We start from the raw sequence: 25433 nt of genomic DNA on the forward strand, positions 1-25433 counted from the left end.
TCCCATGGACGGCGAAAGCGTGGACCTCAATGCCCTCGACAAACTGGTGAACCGTGCCGCGCAAGCCGGAGTTGATTCGCTGGGGGTTCTCGGTTCAACGGGGAATTATGCCTACCTCTCCCGAGACGAACGCAGGGAAGTCCTGGAAGTCGCAGTGGAAGCTTCCAACGGCGTTCCGGTCCTTGCCGGAATCGGTGCTGTTCGCACCAGGGACGTACTGATGCTGGCCGGTGATGCCCAGGCCGCCGGAGCGTCCGCATTGCTGCTGGCCCCTGTGTCCTATCAGAGGCTGTCCGATGCAGAGGTATTCGGACTCTTCCAAACCGTGGCGGCACAGTCCGATCTTCCCGTTGTTGTCTACGAGAACCCCGGCACCACCGGATTCACCTTCAGCGCTGCCTTGCACAGTGAGATTGCCAAACTTCCGGGGATTGCCTCCATCAAGATCCCGCCGCCGGCGACCGGTGACGTTGCGTCCACAGTTTCCAGGCTCAAGGCCGGCTTGCCGGACCAAACATCAGTGGGTATCAGCGGCGACTGGATCGCTGCGGAAGCCCTGCTGGCCGGATGCAATGTTTGGTACTCGGTGATCGCCGGGGTGTTGCCGCACCAAGCACGGACCCTCGCCGATCATGCTCTCGCGGGCAGGCGTGAGGCGGCCATGCGCGCCTCCGCGGATCTCGAACCCCTGTGGTCCCTCTTCCGCACCTATGGAAGCCTTCGCGTGGTTGCAGCCCTCGCCGAGGATCTTGGTGTGGTGCCGTCCTCCACTTTGCCGCTGCCCCTCCGGGGGTTGGACGCCGAGGGGCGGAACAAGGTGGCGGATGCCATCCGTGAATGCGGCTTGGAGGCCTAGGAGTTGGTCCGGAACGAGTCTTCCCAGGAAAAGACGGGCAGCAACGGGGGGAGTGCCGGAGTGACCCTGGCCGGGAGAACCCGGCACGCCGGGACGGAGCGCCCAGGCTCCCCGGGTGGCCTTGCCCGTTATGTCCTCGCCGCCACCCTTGCACGCAGTTCCGATGGTGGAGCTGTTGTAGCAATCGTCCTGCTGGCAACCACCAGCGGTTCACCAGGGTGGCTGGCTGGAATATTGGGCGGATGCATTACTGCGCCACATCTTTTCGGCCCGCTGATAGCCCGGGTCCTCGATACCGCCAGGGATGGCAGGGCAGTGATCGCCTGGGCGTGTGTCATCCATGGCGTGACACTGGCTGCAGCTGTCCTCCTTTTCCCGCTGACTCCGCCCCTCATCCCGGCGATGCTGCTCATTGCCTCCGGCTTGGTGGGTCCCCTACTGACAGGAGGCATCAGCAGCAGGTTGGCAGCCATCGCCGGCCCCGGAAGGACCAGCCAGCGGCGTGCCCAAGGCTGGGATGTAGCCACGTACGGCATCAGTGGAACGATCGGGCCGTCGCTGGTTGCGGCAGTCTCGGCTTGGGCCAATCCGGCAACTGCAGCGTTGATTCTCGCCGGCTTTACCTTCGTGGCGGCTGCCGTCGTCAAGCTGTTGCCCTCTTCGCCTCCGGCTGCTGTTGCTTCCGAGGTTCCCCGGCCCGGCCGGACTTTGCTGATGATGATCTCCAGCGGACCCCTCCGACGCACCCTCTACATGACAGTGGTGGTGGCCATGTCAGTGGCGGCCCTGCCGATCACCGCGGTTGCTTCCACCGGCGGGCTGGGCGTCGTTCCGGCGGCGGCAGGCCTGCTGACTGCTGCCTACGGACTTGGTGCACTCCTGGGATCAGCCGGGGTCATGATCCGGCCGCTGAGAACCGATGCGGATCCCTTGATGACGTGGTTGGCTGCGGCAGTAGGGATTGCCTTGTGCGGTGCAGCCCTGGCAGGGACATTTCCGACGGCGGTTGCAGCCTTTGCCTGCGCCGGCGTACTGAACTCGTACTTTTTCGCAGCCACTTTGGCGGCGCGCAGCGAGTACGCGCCACCGGCCGTCCGCGGTCAGGTATTCGTCTGGATCGGCGCCCTGAAGATCACTGCCGGATCAGCCGGCACGGCCTTGGCTGGAGCACTCATCGCCCCTGCAGCCACGCTTCCTTTGTATCTGGCGTCCGGTGTTGTCATCCTTGCCGTGGTGACCTCGCTCCTGGACCGGGGCCGGGAGCGTTCTGCAGCCTGACATCCCCCTCCAGCCCGGGGGGCCCTATCCTGGGGTGCCTGGGGTGGGCTGCCCTGTGTCGCCGCTTTGGGGTCCCACCAGCGCCTCGACTTGTTCAGGCAGGAGCAGGCCTTCGCTGACGGCGATGTCCAGAACACTTTGCCCTGAAGCGAGGGCCTTATGGGAGATCGCCGCTGCCACGGCGTAGCCCAGCAGCGGGAGCAGTGCTGTGGCCTGTGCCGTGGAGGCCCTTGACCGGGAGCGCAGCAGAGCCTCGTTTGCCTCAATGCCCTCGACGCAGAGGTCCCGCAGTACGTCTGTGCCGTTGGTCAGCCAACTTAGTGATTGCAGCAGGGCGTGGGCGATGACAGGTTCGAAGGCGTTGAGCTGAAGCTGCCCGTTGTCGGCAGCCATGGTGACGGTGAGGTCGGCCCCGGCCACGAAGAAGGCAATCTGGTTGACCACCTCCGGGATCACCGGGTTGACCTTGCCGGGCATGATCGAGGAACCTGCCTGGCGTGGGGGCAACCGGATTTCGCCCAAGCCCGTTTGCGGTCCGCTGGAAAGCAGACGCAGGTCGCTGCAGATTTTGGAGAGTTTGATGGCGGTGCGTTTGAGCGTTCCGGAGAACGTCATGAAGGCGCCGGTGTCCCACGTTGCTTCGACGAAGTCATGGGCCCGGACCAACTGCACTCCACTCACCGCCGAGAGCTGGTCGATGACGCGCTCAACATACAGCGGATCAGCAGTGATTCCGGTCCCTATGGCAGTGGCCCCCAGGCTGCACTCGAGCAGGAGTCCAGCCGCTTCCCGGAGGCGCTTTTGGTCTTCCTCCAGCGTGACGGAGAAGGCGGTGAACTCCTGGCCAAGGGTCATCGGCACCGCATCCTGGAGTTGCGTGCGACCCACCTTCGGGATGGCGGCGAAGGCCTGGCCCCGTTCGGCAAACGCTGCCGAAAGCAGGTCAAGACGTTCCAACAAGTCCTCCAGCCCGAACACCAGGGCCAAGCGGACCGCCGTCGGATAGACGTCATTGGTGGACTGGCACTTGTTGACATGCCCGATCGGGTCCACTAGCTCGTAGGAGCCACGTGGATGGCCCAGGGCTTCCAAGGCGAGGTTGGCGATGACCTCGTTGGCATTCATGTTGGTGGATGTTCCGGCACCGCCTTGGATGACGTCCACGGGGAAAGCGTGGTCGACCTCGCCCGAGGCAACCGTGTCGCAGACTGCAACGATTGCCTCCCCGATGTCCGTCGGGATCAAGCCGAGCTCGGTGTTGGTCAGCGCAGCAGCCTTTTTCACAAGCGCCAGGGCCCGGATGAGGTGCCGGTGGGTCCCGAGTTGGATGCCGCTGATGGGGAAGTTGAGGATGGCGCGTTCGGTGTGGATTCCCCATAACGCCGATTCCGGGACAGCCATGGAACCGAGGCTGTCGTGTTCGATTCTTATCCCGACGTTCATGAGGCGATCGCGATGACTTTGGGTTGGGTCATTTCCTCGTAAGCGAAGTGAACGCCTTCGCGGCCCATGCTGCCGTACTTGGAACCACCGAACGGCATGGCGTCGTGGCGGTAGTCGGAGGAGTCGTTGATCATCACGCCACCTGCGTCGATCGCCTTGGCGGTGGCCAGGGCCCGGCTCAGATCCTGGGTGAAGACCCCGGCTTGCAGGGCGTATTCGCTGTCGTTGGCCAGCTCGATGGCTTCCTCGGCGGTATCGAAGGGCTCCACCAAAACCACCGGTGCGAACAGTTCCTCGCTCCACGCCTCACAGCTGCGGGGCACCCCGGTCAGTACGGCAGGCGTCAATACAGCTCCGGCCAGATCGCCTCCGGTCAGCAGCTGGGCCCCGGCGGCCACGGCGTCTTCGATCTTGCGTTTGGCTTCGGCGGCGGAGGCTTTGCTGATCATGGGTCCTACGTCGGTGAGTTCGTTGCGGGGATCGCCGGTCTTCAGCGCCGCGGTTTGGGCGACGAAGTCCTGCACGAAGGCATCAAATACGGGGCGTTGGACAAGGAGCCGCTGGGCGCCGATGCAGTTTTGCCCTGCAGCCCAGAAGGAACCCGAAACGCAGGATTCGACGGCGGCAGGAAGGTCGGCGTCGTCGAAGACGATGACGGGTGCGTTGCCGCCAAGCTCCATGGACAGGCGCTTGAGGCCGGCGTTCGCCGCAATGGCGTGCCCGGTGGCGAAGCCGCCGGTGAAGGAGACCATGCGGACCAGTTTGGAGGAGATGATGGTTTGGGCCATCGTGCGATCGCCCAGAACCACGGTCACGAACTCTGCGGGCAGGCCGGCCTCGCGGAGCAGGTCCACCAGGAGGATGGCCGTCAAGGGTGTCAGTTGCGAGGGCTTGAGGATGACGGTGTTGCCGCCGGCAATCGCCGGTCCGAGCTTGTGCGCTACCAGGTTCAAGGCGTCGTTGTACGGCGTGATCGCGGCGATGAGTCCCAGTGGTTCGCGGGTGAACCATCCCTGCCGGTTTTCAGAACCGGCGAAGGAGTCAAACGGGACTACTTCTCCGACATTGCGGCGGGTTTCCGCCGCTGAGAGTTTGAGCGTGTTCACTGCGCGGGAGACTTCTTTGCGGGCCTGCTTGATGGTCTTACCGGCTTCGGCGACGATCAGTTCCGCGACTTTTTGGGATCGCTCCTGCAGGAGATCGGCGGCGGTGTCCAGGATCCTGCCGCGCTCATGCCGGGGCATGGCGGCTGCTGCCGGAGCGGCCGCAGCCGCGCGGATAAGTTCTACGCGGACGTCAGCGTCGGAGCACTGGTCCAAGGTGGCCAGGACGGTGCCGTCAAACTTGTTGTGCACCACCAGTTCCCGGGTTGTCACAGCGGTGGTGGCTTCGTTCGTTGTTTCGGCGACTGCTGTTTCAGGCACGGACGGCTCCTTTGGTGAATTCGTCGACGGCGATGATGTCCGAGATGAGGGCGTAGGCAGTTTCGACGCGACCGGCACCTGGGCCGGAAACGGTGACAGCACCGAGGAGGTCGGTGGTGAACGAGACGGCATTGGTGGCACCTGAAATGCCGGCCAGCGGGTGATCTGCCGGGAGGGCGATGGGCCGGACGGAAGCAGTGAGGCTGCCATCGCTCCCGCGGCGGGCTTCGCCGATCAGTTTCCAACGGAGGCCGCTGGCCAGGGCGTGGGCGACGTCCTCGCTGCTGACATCCTGGATGCCGGTGGTGTCCACATCGCCGGGCAAAATGGTGGCGCCGAGAAGTTCGTTGGCCAGGATGGCTACCTTGAGCCTGACGTCCGAGCCGCCAATGTCAGCGGTCGGGTCCGCTTCGGCGTAGCCGAGGTCCTGGGCTTCGGCGATGGCCTCGTCCAGTCCCAAGCCGGCCTCCATGCGGCCCAACACGTAGTTGCTGGTACCGTTCAGGATTCCCTGGACTGCAGTCACCTCAAGGCCTTCGAGCATCTTGTGTGCCAGCCGGATCACGGGCGTGCCGCTCATGACCGCGCCTTCATACTCGAAGCGGACACCGTTGCTTGCAGCAAGCCTGCTCAGCTCAGGGCCTCGGAGTGCCACAGGTCCCTTGTTGGTGGTGACGACGTGTTTGCCGGACTCGATGGCCCACTTCACATGCGAAACTGCCGGTTCGCCGTCGACCGGGCTGGTGAAGGTGGCCTCCACGATGATGTCGGCAGGGCTGTTCTTGATGACTTCCTCGTTGCGGGGGTCGGAGCTGCCGCCGGGGAGCCCGTCAAAGGAAGCTCCACGGGGCATGGCCAGAACGGCGGCAAGGTCGATGCCATCGCCTTGGACGAGGGAGCCAAAGGCAAGGTCAGTGATGGCTACGACCCGGAGCTCGAACCCGAGGGAAGCGAAGCGGCGCGGTTCGTCGCGGATCAGTTCAGCCAGGGCGCGGTTGACGCCTCCGAAACCGATCAGGGCCAGGTTGTAAGTAGTCACTTCGATCTCCTTTGTAGGGCGGTGATGCTGTCCTCCAAGCCTCCGTCCGGACGGCGTCAGTTACCTATGTCCGAATTGCCCGTCAAGGATGCCGATATGCCCAATCGGCGACATTCCGGTCAGTTTCCATGTATTGACTCCACAAAAGTGCCAGCGACCGCCAGTTGCCGGCGTAGAAGTGGAGTCACCCCCCGCCCCGGAAAGAAGGAAACCAGCCACCCCTTCGGGAACCGGCGAAAAGCGGCCACAATAGTGTCATTGCAATCAGCCGGAGGGTTCCAGAGCTATGAGCAAACTTCAGCAGACGAAGGCCCAAAACGTCACCACCGTCATTCCTGAGCGGGGCCCTGATCTTGGTTGCACCCTGCAGGACATGGTGTTGGACAGCCCAGACGTGGGGGAGTTTCTTTGCAATTTTTCCGCCCTGGCAGCGTCCAGGTTTTCAACCCCTGCAACCAAGGTCAGGTGCGGCGTTACCGTGGTCAGGCGGAAAAGAGGGGTTGTCGCGGCCAGCAGCGATGAACGGGCCAATCGCTTGGACACACTTCAGAACAGTTTTGGGGACGGGCCATGCCTGACTGCGCTGCGGGAGAGAACTGTCATGTACGTCCCTGACACCAGCGCCGAGACCCGCTGGCCCCAGTACATGGAGGCAGTGAGGGAGGAAGGCACGGGATCCATCTTGGCTGTTGCCCTGGAACTCGCCGGTGAAGCTGAAGCCGTAATGAACCTTTACTGTGATGCCACCGAGGGATTTTCCGAGCCCCGGATCCTGGCTGCTGGAGCTTTCGCCGAACACGGGGCTGTTTCGCTGAGGCTGGCTTTGAGGATCGCCCATCTCAAGCACGCCCGCGATGACCTGGCCTCGGCCATGCAGTACCGGACGGCCATTGACAACGCCGTGGGAATCGTCATGGCACAGAACCACTGCAGCCGGGAATCGGCATTCAGGGTCATCGCTGAAACCTCCAGTCACCGGAACATCAAAATCCATGACGTTGCGGCGGTCATTGTTGCCTCGATATCCGGCGAACAGAATGTCGCTGCCCACTTCGAGGACTAGGGCACTGCGCGCTGACCATTTCGCCGCCGGTGGACATCAGCATTTTCCTGTCCATGCAACCCAGGTCCTTGGGGTGGATCCGGTATTACAGTGGATGCATGGCTGCTAGCCGCAATCCGTTGGATGAGCTGAGGGAAACCATCGGCCATCTGGCCAATCAACTCAAGCTGACGGGTTCAGAACGCGTCGATGACCTGATGGGCGATCTGGTCGGTGCGCGCTCCGGTCCGGCCCGACCGTTGTCCGAAGTCCAGGCCGAGCTCGACGCTTTGGTGGGACTTGAGTCCGTGAAAGAACAGGTCAGGGCGCTGGTGGCACTGCTCCAGGTCCAGGCCCGTCGCAAGGCGCACGGCCTGCCGGAAGTTGCCACGTCCCAGCATCTTGTCTTCCTTGGAAACCCGGGCACCGGGAAGACCACCGTGGCGCGGCTGCTGGCGGAGATGTACCGCGCGGTGGGCTTGCTGCAGAAGGGCCACTTGGTCGAGGTGGACCGCTCGGGCCTTATGGGCCAGTATGTCGGGGCCACTGCCATCAAGACGGACAGGGTGATCCGGCGTGCGCTGGACGGCGTCCTGTTCATCGATGAGGCCTACGCGCTGGCCCCGGAGGACGGCCGGATGGACTTCGGGCCCGAAGCCATTGAAGTCCTGCTTAAGCGGATGGAGGACCACCGCCACCGCTTGGTGGTGATCGTGGCCGGGTACCCCCGGCTGATGGAATCCTTCCTGCTCTCCAATCCCGGCTTGCGCTCCAGGTTCGCCCGCGAAATCACCTTTCCGGACTACTCCGTGGACGAACTCGAGACGATATTCCACCAAATGCTGGCCCAGCACCAATACACGCTGGAACCTGGAGGAGATCAGGTGCTGCGCCGTATCCTCGCGGGCCTCCACGCAGGCGAAGACTCCGGCAACGCCCGGTTTGCACGCACCTTGTTTGAGCAAGCGCTCAATCGCCAGGCGCTGAGGCTCTCCCTGGATGAAGGGCAAAGCCTCGACGCCCTCGATCGCGAGGCGGTGGTGACCCTTACCGGGGACGACGTCGTCGAGGCAGCGCTGGCCCTGGGTCAAGAGCCGGAGCCCGAAATTCCGCCGCAACCGCCGCAATCGCGCTGGTGGCGCTGGCTGGCCTGACCGGAATCAGGCCCGCTCCTCCTGGGCGTGGTCTTGTGCGGGCTGATGTCCGGAGATCGCGGCGCGCAGATCGCCTTCCTCGTGCTCTTCCTTGCCCTTTTTCCCCAGCGGAAGAACCTTGAGCAGCGGGTGCACGATCACCATGACGAGCAGACCCCAGATCGCGCCCAAGACAGCCGAGCACACCGTGTTTACCAGCCAGGCAAGGAAGCCGCCCACAACAGGGATTCCGGTGAAGGGCGATTCGAGGACATGGACGAGGTCGTACGGTCCATGCCAGCCGAGGTCGTGGGCACCCTGCAACATAATGTGGCCGCCGACCCACAGCATGGCGATGGTTCCCACCAAGGTGATCGTGGCCAGGACAGCGGGCATCCCCTTGACCAGAAGCCGGCCGAAACGCTGGGAGCCCTGGGAGTTTTTGGTGGTCAGGTGCAGTCCGATGTCGTCCATCTTGACGATGAGTCCCACTGCGCCATAGACAAGGACTGTGATGGCGATAGCGACCACCACCAGGATGAACGCCCGGACCCAGAGTGATTCCGTGGCGACCTCGTTCATGGCGATCACCATGATTTCGCAGGACAGGATGAAGTCGGTGGTAATGGCCCCCTTGGTCACCTTCGCCTCGGCTTCAGGGCCCCGCTGCACAGCAGGCGCCTTTTCGGCGTCAGCATGCCCGCGGAGTTTGTGCCAGACCTTTTCGGCGCCCTCGTAGCAGAGGTAGGTGCCACCCAGCATGAGGATGAACGGAATGATTCCGGGGATAAACGCACTTACCAGTAGCAGGGCCGGCAGGATGATGACCAGTTTGTTGCGCAGTGAGCCCCAGAAGATCTTTTTGATCATGGGAAGTTCGCGGGACGGATCCGCCCCGGACACGTACTGCGGGGTAACTGCGGCGTCGTCGATGACGACACCGGCGGCTTTGGCTCCGGCCTTGGCTGCTCCGGCTGCGATGTCGTCCACGGAGGCGGCCGCAATGCGGGCCAAGGCAGCTACGTCATCGAGCAGGGCGACGAGACCGCCGCTCACAGGGCTGCTCCGTCCAGGTCAGGAACGGATGGCTGGGTGTGGACAACTGGTACGAGGAGCATGAAAGGCATGCTCGGAGTATACGGTGGCCGGCGGATCGGGGAGTGGCCGTGACGCGCCTTGGCCTGCAGATCGGAATCCAAAATCAACTCTGGCACGGTTTGTTCATGACGGACGTCACTAACCGAGTCCGCCTATGCTGTCCCCATGACTTCCGATGAAGAAAAAGACCCGCCCGTACCCGCTGACGTTGAGGGCAAGATGCCTAAAAAGGTGCACGACACCGCGGACAAAGAGGCAAGCAAAGCAGCCAAGGACAAGCCCCGCGGAAGCTGACGCACCGAAGCCCTAAAGGGGTGTTGACAGACTCGAAGTAACGCGGGTAACCTAAGTCACATGCCCGGCAAGTAACGCGCGTTACCAACGACGCTTTACGCCAGGCTTCCCAGACAACGAAGGTCCGGGGCGAACATCCAGATCAGCGAAGACACCGGAGCATTCGATGGCGAAAAGCACCACCCCTGGCGACCCCGCAGCCATACGGCAGCGTGGGGTCACCATGAAGGACGTCGCCAACCATGCCGGCGTTTCCAGAACTGCTGTTTCCTTTGTGCTGAGCAACCGCGAAAACGCCAGCATCTCCGAGGAAACACGCAACCGCATCAACCACGCCGTGCAGGAGTTGGGCTACCGCCCCAATGCCGGTGCCCGGGCGCTGGCATCACAGCGCAGTGACTGGTACGGAATCGTGACGGAGATCGTCACCGCGCCCTTCGCCGTCGACATCATCAAAGGTGCCCAGGACCAAGCCTGGCTTGACCGCCGGTTCCTGCTCATCGCGCCCTCCGACCAGGCCGATGCCGTAGGACCCAACCAGGGCTTGGAAGATGCCGCCACTGAGAAGCTGTTGGAACAAAGAGTGGAGGGGCTTCTGTACGCAGCCACTTTCCACCGGGGCGTCCATGTTCCGGAGAGCGCCAATGAAGTACCAACCGTACTGATCAACTGTTTCGACGCCGACGGAAAGCTGCCCTCAATCGTCCCGGACGAGCGCGGGGGTGGCCGGGCGGCCGTAGAACGTTTGCTGCAAGCTGGTCACGAGAAGATCGGGGTCATCAATCTTGACCCCGTGATTCCCGCGGCAGTTGGGCGTTTGGAGGGTGCACGCGAAGCACTCGCCACCGCCGGACTGGAGTTGGACCCCGAGTTGGTGGTGTCCGGCTATGCAACGGCGGACGGTGGCTATGACGCCGCCTGCCAAATCCTTGACCACTATCCGCCACAGGACAGGCCTACGGCGCTGTTCTGCTTGAACGACCGTATGGCGATGGGTGCTTATGACGCCATCAAGGAACGGGGCCTGACCATCCCCGGGGACATCGCCGTGATCGGCTTCGACAACCAGGAACTTATTGCGGCCTACCTGAGGCCGAAATTGACCACGGTTGCGTTGCCCTTCGAAAAAATGGGCGCCCTGGGTGTCCAGACGCTCGCCGCTCTTACAGCAGGACAGCCGATCAACGCCGACCAGCAATTGGTCGACTGTCCGCTGCTAGAACGCTCTTCGGTCTGACCGCGAAATCAACGCCGAAGAGCCAACCCCTCACCCACCCCTTCACCTTGGACGATGAAGACAGGAAAGAGATAACCATCATGACACAACCCCGATACTTCCGGGCTGCCCGGATGACGGCGGCAAGCCTTGCCGTGGGCGCAATGCTGCTCACCGGCTGCACCGCCAACGTCACCAAGACCAGCACCTCCGACGCCGGAGCGAACGCCAGTGCCTTCCTCACCATTCCGCGGGAGGACATGGGCACGTTCGTGCAGAACTTCAACCCGTTCGCTCCCACCGTGAATCCCATGGTTCAGCAGTCCATTTACGAATCCCTCCTGGTTTTCAACCCGGCCAAGGGCGATACAGTGCCGTGGCTCGCCACTGAATGGGCCGCAGCAGAGGACGGCAAGTCCATCACCTTTACACTCCGGGACGGCGTGAAGTGGTCCGACGGCCAGCCTTTCGTGGCCGACGATGTTGCCTATACCTTCGAACTCCAGAAGAAGATCAAGGGCGGCTTCGACTATCTGGACACTGTCACGGCTGAAGGCAACAAGGTCACCTTCAACTTCAACAAGCCATGGTCGCCTGCCCTGTACGACGTCGGTCAGCTCACCATCTTGCCCAAGCACATCTGGTCCGCGTTGCCGGACCCCGAAAAGGACGCGAACGCCAAGCCGGTAGGCACGGGACCTTACACCGAGATTGACAGCTTCCAGGCCCAGTCCTTCGTGCTGACGAAGAACCCCCACTACTGGCAGCCGGAAAAGCAGAAGATCGCAGGCATCAAGATGCTTGCTTTCGCAGGCAACGACGGCGCCAACCTCGCCGCTGCCAACGGAGATGTGGACTGGGCTCCGCAGTACATCCCGAACATAGAAAAGACCTTCGTTTCCAAGGACAAGGAACACCGCCAGTACTGGTTCCCGGCTACCGGCGCCATGATCAACTGGCAGCTGAACACCACCAAAGCTCCGTTCAACGACGTTGATGTCCGCAAAGCACTGAGCATGGCCGTGGACCGTGACCAGGTCACCAAGATCGGCATGAGTGGCTACGCCAAGCCGGCGGACTGCACCGGACTCTCCGGCAACTATGAGAAGTGGAAGAACCCCGCAGTCAAGGACAGCTGCACGTGGACCAACCATGACGTCCAGAAGGCCAACGAGCTCCTGGACAAAGCGGGTTACCCCAAGGGTGCTGACGGGAAGCGCACTCTGAAGGACGGCAAGCCGTTCGAATTCAAGATCTCCGTGGGCGCAACGTCCTCGGACTGGCTCTCCGTAGCCAATGTCATCGCACAGAACCTGGCCGAAGTTGGCGTGACGGCCAAGGTGGAATCCCCGGACTGGGCGGCAGTGGTTGCCGGCTATGAGACAGGAGACTTCGACTCGGGCATTGTCTGGAGCGCGAACGACCCCAGCCCGTACAAGTACTTCAACACTTCCATGGGCACCGCCAGTGTGAAGCCGGTAGGCACCAAGACGTTCGATAACTACCACCGCTTTGGCGATCCCAAGGCCGACGTCCTCCTTGCCGACTTCGCCGCAGAGGCCGACGAGTCCAAGCAAAAGGACCTCGCCAACAAGCTGCAGGAAGAGTACAACGACGTCGCACCGCTGGTGCCGCTGTTCTCCGGCCCTGAATGGGGCGCCTTCAACGACACCCGCTTCACCGGATGGCCCACCGAAGAGAACCCCTACGCCACCCTCTCAGTGAAGTCGCCCACCACGGTCCTGGTTTTGACCACGCTGGAACCGCGCAAGTAGTCCCCACCGCCGCCCTCACCTCGCTGCGCTTCGGCCAGGGAACCCGGGCGGCGTGGGCCCATCCACCGCCGCCCTCACCTCGCTGCGCTTCGGCCAGGGAACCCGGGCGGCGTGGGCCCCTGCCACCGGGTCATCTACGGCCTGGCATTGCACGCCCGGCGGGTTGGCCGCTAACCGGCCAACCCGCCGGGCGTGCCCCCTTTCTTTCCGCACTTTCCGCAATTCCCGAATGGAGGGAAACCGTGCGCTTCATCCTGCGCCGCCTGGGTTTCTACCTGATCGCCTTCTGGGCATCCATCACCCTGAATTTCCTGCTTCCGCGGTTCATGCCCGGAGACCCCGTGTCCCGCATGTTTGCCCGCTCCCAGGACCGAATGCAGCCCGAACAAATCGAGGCCCTGCGAAAGCTGCTGGGTGTTGATGACCGGCCCATTTGGGAGCAATACATCAACTACATGCAGAACATCTTCACCGGGCAGATGGGTGTTTCCATTTCCCGTTTCCCCACGCCGGTTACCGAGGTCATCTCCTCGCAGATCGGATGGACGCTGTTGCTGGGCGGCACCGCGCTGGTGATTGCCGCCGTCGTGGGCAACCTGTTGGGGATCCTCGCTGCTTGGCGGCGCGGCGGCGCGATCGACTCGGCGCTTCCTCCATTGCTGGTTTTCATCGGCTCCTTCCCGTATTTCTGGCTGGCCATGGGTGCGCTGTACCTGTTCGGGGTGGTGCTGGGGTGGTTCCCGATCCGTCATGCCTTCACTGACGGTTTGGAACCTGCTTTCACTTGGGAGTTCATTGGCGACGTCGGTGCCCACCTTGTGCTGCCGGCGTTGACGATCGTGCTGGTTTCCATTGGCGGCTGGATGCTGGGCATGCGGAACACCATGATTGCCACGAACTCCGAGGACTACATCACCATGGCCGAGGCCAAGGGACTCCGTCCGGGACGAATCATGCTCCGCTACGCAGCACGCAACGCCATGCTGCCTTCAGTGACCAGCTTCGGCATGGGGCTGGGGTTTGTGGTGGGTGGTGCGCTGCTCACAGAGGTGGTTTTCGCCTACCCCGGTGTCGGCTACCAGCTGCTCAACGCCGTCCAGGGCCTTGACTATCCGCTCATGCAGGGCTTGTTCCTGACCATCACCGCCGCTGTGCTGCTTGCCAACTTCCTGGTGGACATCCTCTACGTCCGCCTCGACCCGCGCGTGCGCAGCAACTAGAGGACTGACCATGACAACCGCACTTTTGAAGCAGCCAACCACCACACCGGCTGTCCGCAAGCCCAACCGCAGCTTCATCCACGGCCTCATCAGCAACAAGAAAGCACTGACAGGCATGGCCGTGATGCTTATCTTCATAGCCTTGGCCTTGCTGGCGCCGGTGCTGTTCCCGGGAGACCCCTCGAGGATCACCGCGATGGCATCACTGGAACCATCGGCCGAGCACTGGCTGGGGACCACCGCCAAGGGACAGGACGTGCTCGCGCTGACCGTCCACGGTTCCCGCAGTTCCCTGTTCGTGGGACTGACCGTGGGCCTGGCATCGACCTTCATCGGCATCCTGGTCGGACTTGCCTCGGCTTACTTCGGCAAATTCATCGACGAGGCACTGTCCCTGGTGACCAACGTCTTCCTGCTCCTGCCCGGCCTGCCGCTGCTGGTCATCCTGGCCGCGTTCCTTCCGCCGGGCCTGGGCACCGTGATTCTGGTTCTGGTGGTCACCGGATGGGCCGGTTCGGCACGCGTCCTGCGCTCCCAGGCCCTCTCCATCCGATCCAAGGACTTCGTGGCCGCAGCCGTAGTCTCCGGCGAACGGGCAGGCCGGATCATGTTCCGCGAAATCCTGCCCAACATGGCCTCGATCGTCATGGGCACCCTGCTGGCATGCGTCATCTACGGAATCGGAGCCCAAGCGGGCCTGGAATTCCTGGGCCTGGGCGATGTCAGCACGGTCTCGTGGGGCAACAACCTTTTCTGGGCCGGCAATGAAGGCGCGCTGCTCACCGGCAGTTGGTGGGTCTTTGTACCCTCCGGCGTGTGCATTGCCCTGGTTGCCTTCGCCCTCGCCCTCATCAACTACGCCGTCGATGAGGTTACCAACCCGCGCCTGCGAAAGATCAAGACCCCCAAGACGTCAGCCGGCACCGCCGAAAGGAGCGCCGCCAAGTGACCATTTCCCAGGTTTCCTTCGGCTCCCACGAACCCGTCCTTGAGGTCAAGGACCTCACGGTCAAGTACATCGGCGATACCAGGTCCACCACCGCCGTCGACCGTGTTTCCTTCAGCATCGGCACCGGTGAGGTATTCGGCCTCGCCGGAGAATCAGGGTGCGGAAAGTCCACCATCGCCAACTCGATCATGAGGCTCTTGAAGGACCCGGCCAAGATTGCCGGCGGCAGCATTTCCTTCGGTGGCAAGGACGTCCTGGCCATGAGCCAGGAGGAGCTGCGGCGCTTCCGCTGGCAGGACGTGGCCATGGTCTTCCAATCGGCCATGAACTCGCTCAACCCGGTCCTGACCATCGGCGAACAGATCGTGGACATTTTCACCACCCACGCCGGCTACTCGCGGAAGGAATCGATGCGGCGTGCCGCCGGGTTGCTGGAGTTGGTCAGGATCGACCCCGCGCGGCTCAAGTCCTATCCGCACCAGCTCTCCGGTGGCATGCGCCAACGTGCCGTCATTGCCATGGCGGTTGCACTCAAACCATCGCTGTTGATCCTGGATGAACCCACCACAGCACTTGACGTGGTGGTCCAGCAGGAGATCATGGCCCAAATCAAGGAACTGCAGCGGGAGCTGGGTTTCTCCGTCCTGTTCATCACGCACGATATGTCCCTCATGGTGGAACTCTCGCACCGCATGGCCGTCATGTACGGCGGCAGGATCGTGGAGACCGCCAAGGCCCAGGATGTCTACGCCAATCCCCGCCACCCCTACACACAAGCCCTGATGGGTGCGTTCCCGCCGCTCACCGGACCACGGGTTCCACTGACCGGACTGCCCGACGGCGTGAAGTTCCGCAACATCCCGGACCTCACCGAGGCCGCCCCCGGCCATTTTGTGGCCCCCTTCGGTGCCGGCACGCCAGTGATCGAACCCGCCAACCTGGAAGGAGTCGCGCTGTGAGCCACTCTGTCATGACCCCGCGGCCGGAGACCCTGACCGGCAGCCCTGCCTTGGAAATCCGCGGCCTGGGAAAGTCGTTCCCGGTGGGCGGCCTGTTCTCCCGTGACTCTGTACGCGCTTTGCACGGCGTCGACTTGACCCTTGGCCGCGGTGAAATCGTGGCGCTGGTGGGGGAGTCAGGTTCGGGCAAGAGCACTTTGGCCCGCTGTGTGGCAAGGCTCGAGAAGCCAACCGCAGGCGAAATCCTCATCGACGGCGTCGATGTCCTGAAGCGGGACAGGTTCCAGGCGTCACGGGCGTTTCGGTCCCAGCTCCAGATGGTCTTCCAGGACCCTTTCGGTTCCTTGAACCCTGCCCACAGGATCGAGCACTTCCTGCAGCGTTCGCTGGCGATCCACGGCAAGGCCGGTAAATCCGGTGACGAGGCCCGGCGGCGGCTTGAGGGACTCATGACAACTGTTGGCCTCGAGGCGGACATGTTGAACTCCTACCCGCACGAGCTCTCCGGTGGTCAGCGCCAACGTGTGGCAATTGCCCGGGCACTGGCCGTCGAACCTCAGGTCATCCTGGCCGATGAGCCCACCTCAATGCTCGATGTTTCCGTCAGGATCGGCGTGCTCAACCTCATGCGCAAGCTCCGGGACGAGCAAGGCATCTCCATGCTTTACATCACCCATGACCTGGCATCGGCCCGCTACCTGGCTGACCGGACAGCAGTCATGTTCGCCGGTGAACTGGTGGAGGAAGGCGAATCGCTGGACCTGCTGGCAAACCCTGCGCATCCATACACGCAGCTGCTGGTTTCAGCCGTTCCGGACCCGGCGCGGGCAGGCTCGTACGATCCCGTCCGCAGGGCGGCCCTGCGGCAGGCGGTCATGGCCTCAGCCCATTGCGCCTTCGATGGTGACCCGAACCAGGCCTGCTCCGCCAACGAGCCCGTCCGCCATCAAGTGGGGGACCCCGAAAACCAGCACTGGGTGCGCTGCCACCTCTACCGCCCGTGGGCAGCTGCCGGTGGCCATGCACTGGCGGGTGAACCGGCCCAACCCAGCCACCCGACGTCGACCATTCAAGAAGAGGCCTCAGCATGACTGAATTGACCCACCCGTTCGCCACCGTTCCGCAGGAGGAACTGGTGGCCCGCGCTGAAGCCGATCCCCTCAGGCCGCGCTTCCACTTTGTCTCCCCGGCCGGTTGGCTTAACGATCCCAATGGCGTCAGCCAGTGGGACGGCACCTACCACCTCTTTTACCAGTACAACCCTGAGGGTGCCTTCCACCACCGGATCCAGTGGGGGCACGCCACCAGCACCGACCTGGTCAGTTGGGAGGACCAACCTGTTGCCTTGGAGCCCTCCGCGGGACCGGACGCTGAAGGTTGCTGGTCCGGGGTGTTGGTCAACGACGGCGGTACGCCCACCCTGGTGTACTCCGGACGGTCCAACGACAGGGAGCTGCCCTGCGTCGCTGTAGGTTCCGCGGACCTGATGAGCTGGACCAAAGATCCCCAAAACCCCGTCATTGCCGCACCGCCCGTTGGGGTGGACATCACCGCCTACCGCGATCACTGTGTGTGGCGGGAGGGCTCTGTGTGGCGTCAACTGGTGGGTTCGGGAATCCGGCACCGCGGCGGCACGGCGTTTTTGTATGAATCAGAGGATCTCCGGTCCTGGAACTATGTGGGACCGTTGGTCATCGGCGATGCTTCCCAAGGTGATCCATCGGACACGGACTGGACCGGGACCATGTGGGAATGCGTAGACCTCTTCCGTGCAGGGACGGGATCGCTGGGTTCGGCACCTGCCGGCAACTCGCCAGATGTGCTGGTCTTTTCAGCCTGGGACGACGGCGAAACCCGCCACCCGCTGTACTGGACCGGCCGCTACGCCGGGGATGCCTTCGAGCCCGAGGCACTGCACCGGCTGGACTACGGAGGGCGGTTCTTCTACGCGCCCCAGTCATTCCAGGATGAGGCGGGCCGGCGGATCATGTTCGGCTGGATGCAGGAAGGGCGAAGCGACGCAGCCATGGTTGAGGCCGGCTGGTCCGGAGTGATGAGCCTGCCCCGGGTCACCACCGTGGGGCAGGACGGAACCCTGGAGTTCGCGCCGGTCCCCGAAATCGACAAGCTGCGCAAGAACCACGCCAGCGTGCCGGCCCAGGTGCTGGTGGGGCATGGAACGCCGTTGGATACGGGTGTGTCAGGGAACCAACTGGACCTTGAACTGGAGCTGCAACTCGCGCCAGGAGGGGAGCTGAGGCTGGGAATCCTCGCGTCCCCGGACGGCGCCGAGGAGACGGTGATCGTGCTGGACCGCCCGGCTGATGAAACGCTGGACGGCACCCTCCGCCTTGACCGCACCCGTAGCAGCCTGGACCCGTTGGTGGATGTGGAGGACAAGTCCGGACCCCTGCCCATGGCGGAAGGCCGTGTCCGCCTGCGCGTGCTGGTGGACCGGTCCGCCGTCGAAATTTTCGCCAACGGCAAGCCGCTCACTGCCCGGATCTACCCCACCCTCGGTGGCGGGAAGGTGAGCCTGGCTGCCAGCGAAGGTTCGGTGCGGTTGATTTCCTTTGATGCCTGGTCCATGGCCGGGATCTTCGAAGGCACCCGCAGCCTTTTGCCGGAAGGGAAGTGACATCCATGGAAAAATCCTCGAGCCTCTCCCGCCGCGGACTTCTCACAGGAGCCGGCGCGGCCGCATTGGGCGGTTCAATTGCATTGTCGGTTTCCACCGCGCAGGCCGGGCCCGGCGGACCTGGATCGGCAGATGTCCCGCCGTCGAAAGGAAGATCGCGAATGCGTCCCGGCTATCATTTCAGCGTGCCGGACAACTGGAAGAACGATCCCCAGCGGCCCATCTACCTGGACGGCGAGTACCACTACTACTACCTGTACAACGCCGATTACATCAACGGCGGTGGGGGTACGTCCTGGCGCCGGGCAACCACCACGGACCATGTCTCATTCCGGGACCAGGGTGTGGCGATACCGAAGTTCAGCAACGGCAATGGTGACTGCTGGTCCGGTTCCCTGGTGGTGGATGAGAAGAACACTGCCGGTTACGGGGCGGGTGCTGTCATAGCCCTGGTTACCCAGGCACCGGAAGGACGGCAAGCGCAGTACCTTTGGTACTCCACGGACAGGGGCCGCTCTTTCACCCCGGGAGGTCAAGCGCCGGTACTGCCCAACCCCGGCGTACATGATTTCCGTGATCCCAAAGTGATCTGGGACGGGGACCGGGGCCGGTGGTTCATGGCGAACGCCGAGGGCCGGAAACTCGGCTTTTACGCATCAAAGGACCTGCGGTCCTGGACACGCGTTGGCGAATTTGTGCGTGAGGACCTGGGGCTGCTTGAGTGTCCGGATATTTTCAGGATGACAGCCGACGACGGCACCTCCCATTGGGTTCTTGGCACCAGCGCGAACGGCAAGGGCCGCGGACTGCCCGCAACGTACGCCTATTGGACCGGAGCTTTTGACGGCAATTCGTTCACCCCGGACCGGCCCGAACCCGAATGGCTCGACTATGGTTTCGACTTCTATGGCGCGGTTACCTACCCACACCACGATTCCTCGGGCGCGGAGGATCCAACCCTGCGCAGGGCGATCGGCTGGGCAAATTTCTGGGACTACCCCCACAACACGCCAACGCTTGCCACCGATGGCTACAACGGCGATGACATGATCGTCCGCGACATCCGGCTCAAGCGTGGAGGCAACGTCTACTACCTCGCCTCCGCGCCGACCTCTGCCGTGGGTGACCATGTCAGGCGCGAGCATCGACTCGGTGACGTGGTGGTGGCCGGCACCCACGACCTGGAGGTCCGGTCCCTGGCCGTCGACCTCAGCTGTGAGGTGGTGTGGGACCCGGCCTCGCCGCCTGCCAACCTTGGATTCGAAGTATGCAGGGCACCAGGTGGCGGCAGGCACGTCGCCGCGGGCGCCTTCCTGGGTGGTCCCTTCGCCTACGTCAACCGCCGCCCCACGATCAACCCCACGGCCGGCGAAACCCAAACCCTGGTGGACCCTGCCGTGGGCAGTCTTGCGCTGCGCATCCTGGTGGATCGCACCAGCGTGGAAATGTTCGTCGGTGACGGGCGCGTGGTCCATTCACATCGGGTATTTCCCCTTGAAGGCGATGACGGTATCCGCCTTTATGCCCATGAAGGATCGGCCACGTTCCGGAACCTGACCCTCCGGGAGCTCAAGGTCACCCCATAGACCGATGCTGAGCCGGTGACGGCTGGCCAGCGTCCAACGACAAAGGGCAGGACCACCTTCCTGGTGGCCCTGCCCTTTGCTGCGTAGGGTGCGTTTCCTGCGCCCGCGGTTCGGGCTTCCTGTTGCGATGGTGTGCAGGTGCCGTCCCCTACGCATGCCGAACTCTTCTTCGGCAGTCCATGAGGTCCTGGACTACATGATTCCGGTGGGAACCAGCAGGGCCCAAGCCAGGGCGGGTGCCACCAGGACTACGCCGCCGGCGTACATCATCAGTTGCTTATACACGCGCTGGCGATCGTCTTCGCGGGCATTGGCCACAACCAACGCTCCGTCGGTGGAGAAGGGAGAGACGTCAACGACGGTTGCGGCGATGGCCAGGGCAGCCACGGTGCCTGACGCGCTGAGTGAACTGGTCGCAAGCAACGGCCCGGCCAGCGGGATAAATGCGGTCAGCAGGGCAGTTGAGGAGGCGAAGGCCGAGCCGACTCCGATTACGTAGCAGAGAACAAGGGCAATGAGCAGCGGGGCTCCGAGCGCCAGGGCTTGCTCGGCCAGCGTGTCGATGACGCCGACGTGCTGCAGCAAGGACACGTAGGTGATCATGCCGGCGACCAGCAGCACCGTTGACCATGAAACTCCGCCGATGAACGTCTGGTGCTCCTTGATGTTGACCAGGGCCAGGAGGAGTCCGGCAGAGAGGGCGACGAAGCCGATGGGCATGTGGAAGCCCAAGGCGCACACAAGCATTGCCGCGATCAGGCCCAGGGTGAGGATCTGCTGGCCGTGGGGCCGGGTGCTGCGTGCCTCGAGGTCGGCATGCTGGCCCGCGGCGCCGTCGCGAAGTTTGCCCAGGAGGGCGAACAGCACCACGGTGAGGACCGAGAGGATGAGGTTCAGCGCGAAGCTCGCGCCGAAAAGGGCACCTTGGGAGATCGGGAAGCCGTTCTTCACGGCAATGTCATGGACCAGTACGCCTGCCACGGACAAGGGGGAGAACCCTCCGGCATGGGCCCCATTGATGATGAAGGCGCCCATCAGGACTGGGTGGATCCGTGATTCGTAGGCCAGTCCAATGGCTGCAGGCGCCAGCAGGGCGACGGCTGCGGGGGAGAACGTGCCCAGGGCGGTCAGTGATGCTGCCAGCAGGAAGAATACCCATGGCAAAAGCAACGTTTTGCCTCGAACCGCACGGACGCAGTTCTGGACGATGATGTCGATGGTCCCGTTCCTCTGGGCCATGCTGAAGAAGTACGTGACGCCAATGATGGTGATGACGATGTTTGACGGGAAATCGGCCAGGATCTCCTTATCGGTCATGCCCAGCATGAAGTAGCCGACACCGAAGGAGGCCACCAGCCCCATCACGCCAATGTTCAGCGGCCACTTGGTGGCGACGACGAACATCACCACCAGGATGACCAGCGGGATGATCTGGGTGGCAGTCATGGTCGGCTCCGATTCCGGGGTAGCCGCCGGGTTGAAGATGGCACCCCCGAACAGGATGGCGACCAAGCCCAGGATCACGGAAGCGGCAACCGTTAGAAGCAGGATACGGCGGCGGCGGTTGGGACTGCTGGAACTCCGGTCCCGGATTTCGCTCTCGACTTTGGGAGCTGGTTGGTACGTAGTCTTAGCCATGATGGTTTCTCCTCATTGAGTGGCTGATGCAAGCGAGGCTTCGACGGCACTGCCGAGAGTCTCCGGGAGGTGAATGATGCTGGTGGCGATGGTGCGGGCAGTCCGGTCGACGCCCACCAGGAGTGAACCGTCGCGTTGCTCGGTCCAGGTCTCGATCACGCCGGCCGGCGTCCGGAGTTTCAGGGTGGGGTAAGAAACGGTGCCCGTGATCCCGTTCAGCACCGTTCCTGGGGTGCGGGCGGCCAATGTCAAAGCGATGCTGCCCGTGATGGCCAGTGCCGGATGTGGCTTGCCCATGGAAAGCATCATGACGTTGACGTCACCTACGGGGTCGTTGCTGCTGGGTGCGGCCACGATCGCAAGCTTGGGAACGGCCCGCGCCGCCTGGGAGGGGCTCGTTGCCAAACCCATACGGACCGCCGCCTGGCGTCGGATAACGTCCAAGGTGTCCAGTTGCAGTTCCACCCCTGCGCCCCAGGTGTCATAGCGCGAAGTGTCCAGTCCCAACTCTTCTGCGCGGACCATGACAACTGGCGCACCGGCGTCGACCATTGATACGGTCCACCGCGTGCCTCCTGCGAGGATGACGTCCGTCGGCGCGCCGGTAGGAAGGAGCTTCCCGGTGGTTTTTCCTGCCGGATCAAAGAAGCCGAGGCCCACCCTGTAACCGGGAAAAACGACGCCGGGCATTTCCGCATCCGGAACGATCGGCAGGGCGCCATTGGGGGTGGAAACCCGCTGGATGATGATCTGGCCCGTGTTGGTGTTGCGGGTGACGATGCGGGTGGAATCGCCGTCGGGCGACACCCAGCCCTTTTCGATGGCGTACAGGCCCACAACTGCGGAGCAGTTGCCACAGTTGCTGCCCCAGTCCACGGCTGCCTCTTCGATGCCTACCTGCGCGAAGGTGAATTCGACATCCACGTCTTCGTCCTCGGGCCGGCTGAGGATCATCGCTTTGCTGGTGGTGGAAGTGGCCCCACCAACGCCGTCGATCTGGCGGGAGTCCGGGCTTCCGAAGAGCCTGGGAAGCAGCTCGTTGACGTCGGTGCCGGTTTGTTCCAGATGCGCAGTTTCAAAGACCCAGCACTTACTGGTACCTCCGCGCATCCATTCCGCTTCTATCTTCATGGTGTTCCCTGCATCTCGTTGATGTTGTTCCTGTTACGAGGATGATCCGGATCACAAATGAAGACAATGTTGGATATCTAGAGGGGGTTGTAGCCTTGCTTCATTCATTGCGGCTAAAGTGTCTAGCGGAGGAAAGCGTGCCTGTCTCTGGGCGATGCGGTCCGCGGAATGGCTGCTCTATGCCGAGTAAATGCAGTGAATGAACGGTTAAAACAGGAGTGTGAAGGCATGCTTAACGACGACACCCCGGAATTATTCGACATCAGAAGGCTCGCGTTGCTGGTGGAAGTCGTCGAGCAGGGATCCATTACTGCTGCAGCCGATACCATGCTCTACACTCCCTCGGCCGTTTCACAGCAACTGCGCAAGCTTGAGCAAGAGGTCGGCCAGCCGTTGCTGAACCGACGTTCGCGCGGCGTTGTTCCCACCGAGGCAGGCCAGATACTCGCAGGGCATGCCCGGAAAATTGTGGGCCAGATGCGGGCGGCCCGGTCCGACCTGGACCAAATCGCAGGCTTGAACCGCGGTTCGCTGACCATTGGTACCTTTCCCACACTCGCGGGATCATTTCTGCCCCTGGTCATCAGGGCATTCAAGAAGCGGTACCCGGCCATTGGCCTCTCCGTGCGCAGCGCACGCTTTGACGAGTTGGTCTCGGACCTTCAGTCAGGAGTGACGGGATTGTGTTTGCTGTGGGACTACCCCTGGAACCGGTTCAACGATGAATCCATCCGCATCACCGAGGTCTTCCAGGAGAGCACAGTGATTTTGGTGGCCAAGGGACACCCCTTGGCCGACCGGGAGCAAGTGGAGATGGGAGAACTCCGGAAGGAGTCATGGATAGTCCGCGCGGAAGCGCATCCGGTGGTTGAAGTGCTTCAACGTTCAGCACATGTTGCCGGCTTTGAGCCGAACATCGGCTTTTTGGCGAACGATTACCAGGAGGCGCAGGCCATGGTCAGCGTGGGTATGGGGGTGGCGATGGTGCCCAAAACGGCGGTGGCCTTGCAGCACCCCGATGTCCGCGTCCTCAGCCTTGGCCCCGATGCGCCCTTGCGTCGGGTACTCCTGGCCCAGCGCCAGGACAAGGTGTATGCCCCCGCGGAAGTGGCTTTCCACTCGACGCTCGTGGAAATAGCGCGGGCGCGGGGGCATGACTACCTCTAGTCAATGGCCGGCGTCAGAACCGGCCTGCTTCCTTGCGGACTTTTCGGCGTCCTTCCCAGCACGCACTGCTTCTGCCTCGTGCTGCTCTTCGGCCTTTTCCTGGTGGATGACTTCGGCAAAGAGTTTTTCCATTTCTTTGGCCACGCCGGCCGCCGAGGCAGGATTCTGGCCCGTGACAAGGCGGCCGTCAACCGCCACCTTCTCCTCAAAGACCCCCGCGGAGACGTGGCGCGCCCCCTGTTCCTCAAGCCGGTCTGCAAGGAAGAAGGGAATGACCTTGTCTTTGCCTGCAGCCACTTCTTCGTCATTGGTAAACGCTGCCACGTCGCGGCCCTCGACCAGCCGGAATCCGTTGTCCAGTTCTACGTTCACCAGTCCGGCCGGCCCGTGGCATACGGCACCCACCAGGCCGCCGGCGTTGTAAATGCCGGCCACCAGATTCTGCAGGCCTTCGCTGTCGGGGAAGTCCCACATGGTGCCGTGGCCACCCACGAGGTAGATGGCATCGTATTGGGCGGGATCGACGACGTCGACGCGGGCGGTGTTGTACAGCCCTGCGCGCGTTGTCTCGTCCTGGGTGAAGGCAACCTGGATGGGATCGTTTTCGTCCACTTCATCGCGTGGAGGCTGGCCTCCTTTGATGGACGCAAAATCGACGAAGTGGCCTGAATCTTTGAAGACCTTCCAGGGGTGGGCGGCTTCGGCCACGTTGTAGCCGGTTTTCTCTCCCGTGTCGCCGAGCTCGGAAACGCTGGTTACTACCATGAGGATTTTCTTCATGAAGTGCTCCTTTCGTCCACCTTCCACCCTACGCCCACCGCTTTTCGGCCCTTTCTTGGGCCCTTGGCTTCAGACTCTGGCCGGCTTTGGCAGGCGCCGGGGCCTCGTGAGGGCATCTTGAGGTCGGCCCTGGTGTTGTCGCATGCTTGAGGTATTCCCTGGACCAGGAGAGTGAGTGACATGCCCAAGACCGGCAAGAACGATCACGCCCGAAAAAACGAGTTGCCCTCAACCCTTCAGCGCTCGGACCAGAAAGCCCAGGACACGTTCGCCAAGACCTACGACTCCGCGATGGAATCCTACGACGGCGATGAGAGCAGGGCCGCCCGCACGGCCTTCGCATCGCTGAAGCACAGCTACGAGAAGGTTGGCGACCATTGGGAACCCAAGGAAGAACGTGGACCTTCCGATGACCATGCGGTGGAAGGGGCCAGCTCTGACAAACCCACTGCCGGCGGAGTGGACGCCAATGCTTCCAAGGAGCACCTCTACCGGCGGGCCCGCGAGCTGGACATCAAGGGGCGCTCAACCATGGATAAGGATGAGCTGATCCACGCACTGCAGAAGGCCAATGACGCCGTTACCAGAAAGGCCCGGGAAGGCTGATCCGGAGTGCCCATGCCGTGGCGCCCTGGTGATGGTCCGGCTTGTTCAAACTGCCTCGATGAACTGCCCTGACGAAAACTGGCGGGTGATGTCGGGCACATTATGACGCGCCTGCGAAGCCGGCCGTTTTTGGTGTTGCGTGGGAGGTAAGGCTAACCTAA

The 25433-nt window shown here is 62.8% G+C and carries 22 protein-coding genes; 15 read left to right on the plus strand and 7 right to left on the minus strand.

Features of this window, described 5'->3' with window-relative positions; all coding sequences use genetic code 11:
• The first annotated feature begins 4 nt into the window (after positions 1-4).
• The gene (locus tag LDN85_RS10550) at positions 5-856 is read left to right on the plus strand and encodes a dihydrodipicolinate synthase family protein (protein ID WP_346347066.1); all 852 of its coding nucleotides are present in this window, start codon (positions 5-7) and stop codon (positions 854-856) included.
• A gap of 60 nt (positions 857-916) precedes the next feature.
• Complete coding sequence (locus LDN85_RS10555; RefSeq protein ID WP_051421521.1) at positions 917-2134, plus strand: MFS transporter; 1218 nt, start codon at positions 917-919, stop codon at positions 2132-2134.
• A gap of 24 nt (positions 2135-2158) precedes the next feature.
• Here the strand turns inward: LDN85_RS10555 and LDN85_RS10560 are convergent, their stop codons facing one another.
• The 3 genes from LDN85_RS10560 to LDN85_RS10570 are packed head-to-tail and all read right to left on the minus strand — an operon-like array spanning position 2159 to position 6040.
• A complete protein-coding gene (locus LDN85_RS10560; RefSeq protein WP_238324869.1) occupies positions 2159-3535 on the minus strand; it encodes an aspartate ammonia-lyase in 1377 nt (458 codons plus the stop codon).
• A 38-nt stretch (positions 3536-3573) separates the two neighbouring features.
• Positions 3574-5001 carry an aldehyde dehydrogenase family protein gene (locus tag LDN85_RS10565; protein WP_081733281.1) on the minus strand — a complete coding sequence of 476 codons (1428 nt, stop codon included), beginning with the start codon at positions 4999-5001 and terminating at the stop codon, positions 3574-3576.
• The gene (locus tag LDN85_RS10570) at positions 4994-6040 is read right to left on the minus strand and encodes a homoserine dehydrogenase (RefSeq protein ID WP_026540527.1); all 1047 of its coding nucleotides are present in this window, start codon (positions 6038-6040) and stop codon (positions 4994-4996) included. The genes LDN85_RS10565 and LDN85_RS10570 overlap by 8 nt, the downstream gene beginning before the upstream one ends.
• A gap of 373 nt (positions 6041-6413) precedes the next feature.
• Between LDN85_RS10570 and LDN85_RS10575 the strand changes: the two genes are divergently transcribed.
• Both LDN85_RS10575 and LDN85_RS10580 read left to right on the plus strand, forming a co-directional pair.
• Entirely contained in the window at positions 6414-7103 is a 690-nt protein-coding gene (locus LDN85_RS10575) for an ANTAR domain-containing protein (protein WP_337588005.1), read from the plus strand.
• Between the two features lie 98 nt (positions 7104-7201).
• Positions 7202-8236 carry an AAA family ATPase gene (locus LDN85_RS10580; RefSeq protein ID WP_223945374.1) on the plus strand — a complete coding sequence of 345 codons (1035 nt, stop codon included), beginning with the start codon at positions 7202-7204 and terminating at the stop codon, positions 8234-8236.
• 6 nt (positions 8237-8242) lie between these two features.
• On the opposite strand, the gene LDN85_RS10585 is transcribed toward LDN85_RS10580, so the two are convergent.
• Positions 8243-9271, minus strand: coding sequence for a DUF808 domain-containing protein (locus LDN85_RS10585; RefSeq protein WP_026540530.1), 1029 nt, complete (start codon positions 9269-9271; stop codon positions 8243-8245).
• 207 nt (positions 9272-9478) lie between these two features.
• On the opposite strand from LDN85_RS10585, the gene LDN85_RS21925 reads away from it, so the two are divergent.
• The 9 genes from LDN85_RS21925 to LDN85_RS10625 all read left to right on the plus strand — a co-directional run bounded on the left by LDN85_RS21925 (position 9479) and on the right by LDN85_RS10625 (position 19950).
• Positions 9479-9607 carry a hypothetical protein gene (locus LDN85_RS21925; protein ID WP_263422089.1) on the plus strand — a complete coding sequence of 43 codons (129 nt, stop codon included), beginning with the start codon at positions 9479-9481 and terminating at the stop codon, positions 9605-9607.
• Between the two features lie 166 nt (positions 9608-9773).
• Positions 9774-10844: a LacI family DNA-binding transcriptional regulator gene (locus LDN85_RS10590; RefSeq protein ID WP_026540531.1), complete on the plus strand. Its 1071-nt coding sequence runs from the start codon at positions 9774-9776 to the stop codon at positions 10842-10844.
• A gap of 80 nt (positions 10845-10924) precedes the next feature.
• Complete coding sequence (locus LDN85_RS10595) at positions 10925-12598, plus strand: ABC transporter substrate-binding protein (protein ID WP_026540532.1); 1674 nt, start codon at positions 10925-10927, stop codon at positions 12596-12598.
• A gap of 242 nt (positions 12599-12840) precedes the next feature.
• Positions 12841-13818 carry an ABC transporter permease gene (locus LDN85_RS10600; RefSeq protein ID WP_026540533.1) on the plus strand — a complete coding sequence of 326 codons (978 nt, stop codon included), beginning with the start codon at positions 12841-12843 and terminating at the stop codon, positions 13816-13818.
• A 10-nt stretch (positions 13819-13828) separates the two neighbouring features.
• On the plus strand, positions 13829-14767 hold the full coding sequence (locus LDN85_RS10605; RefSeq protein WP_223945375.1) for an ABC transporter permease: 939 nt from the start codon (positions 13829-13831) through the stop codon (positions 14765-14767).
• Positions 14764-15726 (plus strand): ABC transporter ATP-binding protein, encoded by a 963-nt coding sequence (locus tag LDN85_RS10610; protein WP_026540535.1) that lies wholly within the window; start codon positions 14764-14766, stop codon positions 15724-15726. Before LDN85_RS10605 ends, LDN85_RS10610 begins: the two co-directional genes overlap by 4 nt.
• Before the next feature lie 11 nt (positions 15727-15737).
• Complete coding sequence (locus tag LDN85_RS10615) at positions 15738-16817, plus strand: ATP-binding cassette domain-containing protein (RefSeq protein WP_223945456.1); 1080 nt, start codon at positions 15738-15740, stop codon at positions 16815-16817.
• Positions 16814-18364 carry a glycoside hydrolase family 32 protein gene (locus LDN85_RS10620; protein ID WP_026540537.1) on the plus strand — a complete coding sequence of 517 codons (1551 nt, stop codon included), beginning with the start codon at positions 16814-16816 and terminating at the stop codon, positions 18362-18364. Before LDN85_RS10615 ends, LDN85_RS10620 begins: the two co-directional genes overlap by 4 nt.
• A gap of 161 nt (positions 18365-18525) precedes the next feature.
• Complete coding sequence (locus tag LDN85_RS10625) at positions 18526-19950, plus strand: glycoside hydrolase family 32 protein (RefSeq protein WP_223945376.1); 1425 nt, start codon at positions 18526-18528, stop codon at positions 19948-19950.
• A gap of 192 nt (positions 19951-20142) precedes the next feature.
• On the opposite strand, the gene LDN85_RS10630 is transcribed toward LDN85_RS10625, so the two are convergent.
• On the minus strand, positions 20143-21588 hold the full coding sequence (locus tag LDN85_RS10630; RefSeq protein ID WP_091551687.1) for an SLC13 family permease: 1446 nt from the start codon (positions 21586-21588) through the stop codon (positions 20143-20145).
• Between the two features lie 12 nt (positions 21589-21600).
• A complete protein-coding gene (locus tag LDN85_RS10635) occupies positions 21601-22719 on the minus strand; it encodes a PrpF domain-containing protein (RefSeq protein WP_223945377.1) in 1119 nt (372 codons plus the stop codon).
• A gap of 228 nt (positions 22720-22947) precedes the next feature.
• Between LDN85_RS10635 and LDN85_RS10640 the strand changes: the two genes are divergently transcribed.
• A complete protein-coding gene (locus LDN85_RS10640; RefSeq protein ID WP_026540541.1) occupies positions 22948-23886 on the plus strand; it encodes a LysR family transcriptional regulator in 939 nt (312 codons plus the stop codon).
• Here LDN85_RS10640 and LDN85_RS10645 read toward each other — a convergent pair whose 3' ends face one another.
• Positions 23887-24666 (minus strand): type 1 glutamine amidotransferase domain-containing protein, encoded by a 780-nt coding sequence (locus LDN85_RS10645; protein WP_223945378.1) that lies wholly within the window; start codon positions 24664-24666, stop codon positions 23887-23889.
• A 180-nt stretch (positions 24667-24846) separates the two neighbouring features.
• On the opposite strand from LDN85_RS10645, the gene LDN85_RS10650 reads away from it, so the two are divergent.
• The gene (locus LDN85_RS10650; protein WP_223945379.1) at positions 24847-25272 is read left to right on the plus strand and encodes a ChaB family protein; all 426 of its coding nucleotides are present in this window, start codon (positions 24847-24849) and stop codon (positions 25270-25272) included.
• Positions 25273-25433 lie beyond the last annotated feature (161 nt).

This window comes from Arthrobacter sp. StoSoilB20, assembly GCF_019977295.1.
Lineage (GTDB): Bacteria > Actinomycetota > Actinomycetes > Actinomycetales > Micrococcaceae > Arthrobacter > Arthrobacter nicotinovorans_A.

Coding starts and splice junctions, on each gene's coding strand:
- LDN85_RS10550 (WP_346347066.1), top strand. CDS start 5: ATGGACGGCGAAAGCGTGGACCTCAATGCCCTCGACAAACTGGTGAAC.
- LDN85_RS10560 (WP_238324869.1), bottom strand. CDS start 3,535: ATGGCTGTCCCGGAATCGGCGTTATGGGGAATCCACACCGAACGCGCC.
- LDN85_RS10575 (WP_337588005.1), top strand. CDS start 6,414: ATGGTGTTGGACAGCCCAGACGTGGGGGAGTTTCTTTGCAATTTTTCC.
- LDN85_RS10580 (WP_223945374.1), top strand. CDS start 7,202: ATGGCTGCTAGCCGCAATCCGTTGGATGAGCTGAGGGAAACCATCGGC.
- LDN85_RS21925 (WP_263422089.1), top strand. CDS start 9,479: ATGACTTCCGATGAAGAAAAAGACCCGCCCGTACCCGCTGACGTTGAG.
- LDN85_RS10590 (WP_026540531.1), top strand. CDS start 9,774: ATGGCGAAAAGCACCACCCCTGGCGACCCCGCAGCCATACGGCAGCGT.
- LDN85_RS10595 (WP_026540532.1), top strand. CDS start 10,925: ATGACACAACCCCGATACTTCCGGGCTGCCCGGATGACGGCGGCAAGC.
- LDN85_RS10605 (WP_223945375.1), top strand. CDS start 13,829: ATGACAACCGCACTTTTGAAGCAGCCAACCACCACACCGGCTGTCCGC.
- LDN85_RS10615 (WP_223945456.1), top strand. CDS start 15,738: ATGACCCCGCGGCCGGAGACCCTGACCGGCAGCCCTGCCTTGGAAATC.
- LDN85_RS10620 (WP_026540537.1), top strand. CDS start 16,814: ATGACTGAATTGACCCACCCGTTCGCCACCGTTCCGCAGGAGGAACTG.
- LDN85_RS10625 (WP_223945376.1), top strand. CDS start 18,526: ATGCGTCCCGGCTATCATTTCAGCGTGCCGGACAACTGGAAGAACGAT.
- LDN85_RS10630 (WP_091551687.1), bottom strand. CDS start 21,588: ATGGCTAAGACTACGTACCAACCAGCTCCCAAAGTCGAGAGCGAAATC.
- LDN85_RS10635 (WP_223945377.1), bottom strand. CDS start 22,719: ATGAAGATAGAAGCGGAATGGATGCGCGGAGGTACCAGTAAGTGCTGG.
- LDN85_RS10640 (WP_026540541.1), top strand. CDS start 22,948: ATGCTTAACGACGACACCCCGGAATTATTCGACATCAGAAGGCTCGCG.
- LDN85_RS10645 (WP_223945378.1), bottom strand. CDS start 24,666: ATGAAGAAAATCCTCATGGTAGTAACCAGCGTTTCCGAGCTCGGCGAC.
- LDN85_RS10650 (WP_223945379.1), top strand. CDS start 24,847: ATGCCCAAGACCGGCAAGAACGATCACGCCCGAAAAAACGAGTTGCCC.